Annotated in this window: 3 protein-coding genes; all 3 read right to left on the reverse strand. The window is 67.3% G+C overall.

The genetic code is table 11. The features are described 5' to 3' along the window. On the reverse strand, positions 1-315 hold a 315-nt coding region (locus tag AB4Y84_RS17275), incomplete at its 3' end, for a hypothetical protein (RefSeq protein ID WP_442250527.1). Continuing rightward, the gene (locus AB4Y84_RS17280) at positions 312-2990 is read right to left on the reverse strand and encodes a fimbria/pilus outer membrane usher protein (protein ID WP_442250528.1); all 2679 of its coding nucleotides are present in this window, start codon (positions 2988-2990) and stop codon (positions 312-314) included. The genes AB4Y84_RS17275 and AB4Y84_RS17280, both read right to left, overlap by 4 nt. Positions 2991-3042: 52 nt before the next feature. Next, positions 3043-3195 carry a hypothetical protein gene (locus tag AB4Y84_RS17285; protein ID WP_442250529.1) on the reverse strand — a complete coding sequence of 51 codons (153 nt, stop codon included), beginning with the start codon at positions 3193-3195 and terminating at the stop codon, positions 3043-3045. Positions 3196-3201 lie beyond the last annotated feature (6 nt).

Here is a 3201-nt window from a genome sequence, read left to right on the forward strand (position 1 = left end):
GGTTTCATAGACAGTGCCGTAGTTCGGGTGCACATAGCTTGACGCGCGATACGGCAGCGAGGTGTATTGGCGGATGCGATCGATCCGACCCGGCGAGCATCTAATCTGGTTGGTAGGGCCGGCATAGTAAGTCGCACGGAAGATCTCGGTACCCACCGGCACGTCCGGCCCGACAGTGATCGAGCCATTGAGATTGGCGATGTTGACCAACGGCCCGTCACCATCGACAAGCCGGCAGTTCTGCGCCCAGGCAGAGGCACTGGCCAGCAGCAACATGGCGAGCACGACGCGGGCCACCAACAGAATCGGATTCATGGCGCTTTCTCCAGAGTGGCCACATGAGGACGGGGGCCGGGCTCGGACTGCTGTGCGGCGGCGCCGGTCTGGCAGCGTGCTTCCACTACGGTGTAACCGTCGCTGGAACGCGACATCGGCACCTGCACCTGCATCACGCACTGCTCGTCGCTGCCGGGACCCCACTGCACCTGCACCGGGCCGGATGCCTGCAGGCCGGTGAGCAGCAGGCGGCTGCCCTGCCCCACCACACCAACATTGGTGCCCTGGCCGTCAGTTGCCTCGGCGCCGAACGGCAATGGCCGGCCGTCATCGGTACGTGCGTCCACCATCAGGCCGTGGCTTGCGCGCGTGCTGAAAGCCAGCCGCACCAGGGATCCAGCACGCGGCGCGACGCTGCGTGCGGTCTCCTGCAGCTCCACGTCAAAGCCGGTGCCCTTCGGATCAATCGAGATGGTGTTCAACTGGTAAGGCGTCAGGAACGGGACCACGGCATAGCCGCGCTTGTCCAGGCGTGCACCGCCCCCGTTCTCGATGCGCGCGCCGGCCGCGCCAGCGGCATGCACCAGCGCTGCCGTTTCGCCCAGCGGCGGGGACAAGGTCAGCCCGTCGCCATGCAGCACCATGCCGCCAGCCGCGCCCATGCCCAGCTGGGTGTAGTCGCTGCCGTTGCTGACGCTGGCCGTCCATTGGCCGCGCGCACCCCGGTAACCGGTATTGAGATCAACACTGTTGCTGCCCGCGATGCGCGACAGGGTGGCCCCGTAGCTGAAGCGATCGTCCAGCGATGAGATGCCGTTGGTCGACAGCTGCGTGGCCGGCTCGCCATTACGGCTTCGGGTATGCATCAGGTTGCCCAGTGGCGCACGCGGTGACCTGCCCAGTGGCAACGACACCATCAGCATCAGCCGGTTGTCGACCCGCGCCTGCTGGGCCCTCGCTGCCGGCATCTCCACGCCGGGAATGCTGTCCTGCAAGGCGCCTCGACCGAAGTCGATCGAATCGCGGGTACGCTGGAAGTTCACGCTGTAGCTCAGGGCTTTCCACTGGTTGCTGTAACCGATGCTCAGGTCGAGCTGGCGTCCCGGTGCGTTCCAGAAATCGCGGCGTGTGCCGATCACGAACAGCTGCCCGCCGCGCTCGCCCAGCTGTTGGTTCATGCTCAGATCCATGCGGTTGCGCTGGCGGGCCACCGTGTCGATGTCCAGGTCGCGGGCACGCGCATCGCGCAACGATGCCCAGTCGCGCAGGCTCACGTAGTCACGGGTGGCATAACGGTAGGCCGCCACGGCGAAAGACGTTCCAGTGCGCACGACGTTGCGGTTGTAGGCCAGCCGGAAGCTGCTGCCGGACATCGGCGGCAGCCCCTGCACGGCCGTCCGCGCCAGCGACACATCCGCAGCAACCGCACCGAAGGACGTGTTGATCGCCGCCCCAGCAAGGCCGGCACGGTAGTCCTCGCCCACGACCATGCCACTGTAGGTGCTGAGCGTGTTGGTGAGGCCGCGCTGGTACTGCAATTGCAGCAGCTCCGGCGCCGCACGCAGCGTGCTTTCGTCAACGCGTCCGGCGGACACGTTCCAGCGCGACTGGCCTGGGCGCAGCAGCTGCGGTACCGCCGAGTACGGCACGGTGAAGCGGCGCGAGCGGCCATCCGCCTCGCGCACCTCGACCTCCAGGTCACCGGCATAGCCGGTTGGATACAGATCGTCCAGTTCGAACGGCCCCGGCGCGACGCTGGCCTCGTGCAGCACGCTGCCGCGCTGGCGCACGATCACCCGCGCGTTTGTCTCGGCTACGCCACGGATCACCGGTGCGAACCCACGCTGTGACTGCGGCAGCATGCGATCGTCGCTGCCCAGGCGAATGCCACGCAGGCGTACGCCTTCGAACAGGTCGCCCGGGGTGGAGGTGTCGCCCAGCATCAGCTGCGCCTTCCACCGCACGATATCGTGCTGCAGGTAGGCGGCCGTGGAGCGGTACCGCTGGGGCTGGTTGCCCCCCAGCGTCATCGCGCCCTGGTGCACCAGCTGCCATCCGGCGACACGGCCCGTGGCGTTCACACCCAGGAAGCCCGAATAGCGGGCCGTACTGCCGTTGTTGTAGCGGTACGCGTTGGCGTTGTAGCTCAAGGCGAACGCGGGCACGCCGGCATCCCACTGGCTGGGATCGACGTAGCCGCGCGCTTCGTTGCGCAGGTAGAGCTGTGGCACCTGCAGGTCCAGCGTCTGGCTGCCCGCATCGAACGTTGCCGAGGCACCGGGCACCAGATCGCCCAGGCTTCCGCAGAACACCTCCTGCGGCCATGGCAACACGGGCAGCTGCTGCGCGTCGGCCTGCAGTCGTGCCGGAGCGATGCCGTACGCCTGCAGGTTGGCCGGATCCAGGCACAGGCGGGAACTGCCCTCCACATCGCGGTAGAGGATGTCGGTACGCGCCTGCCACTGTCCGTTGAGACGGACGTCGCCACGGTAGGTCCCCGGCGCGACATAGTCGGCCTGCGCGAAGCGTTCAAGATCCAGGCGGGCTGACGCACCGGCCGGCAGGAACGCTGCATCGAACGTCACTGCGTCATCGGCACCGGGTTCGGTCGCCCATGCGGTGTGGGTGAACAGGATGGTGGCCACCAGCATCGGCAGTCGGGCATGCCGCAGGCGACAGGCGCCGTTGCCCGGCGCCCGGATCGGGGCGTTCATCAGGGTGTCTCCGCGGGGACAGGGAAAGGCGCGCAACTGGTGCGCGCTGTAATCAGGGCTGCAAGGCAACCTGGGTCGGCACCAGGGCGCCGAAATCGTTGATGACGGTGATCGCGCCCTTCACCTCGCCCTGCGGACGAACTGAGAGATCCTCCAGCGCGAACTCGGCCTGTGCGAACGGTGCGACCATGCCACCGCCCTGCATGCCTTC

The organism is Stenotrophomonas sp. 2YAF22 (genome assembly GCF_052114665.1).
In the GTDB taxonomy this organism is placed as follows: Bacteria; Pseudomonadota; Gammaproteobacteria; order Xanthomonadales; family Xanthomonadaceae; genus Stenotrophomonas; species Stenotrophomonas indicatrix.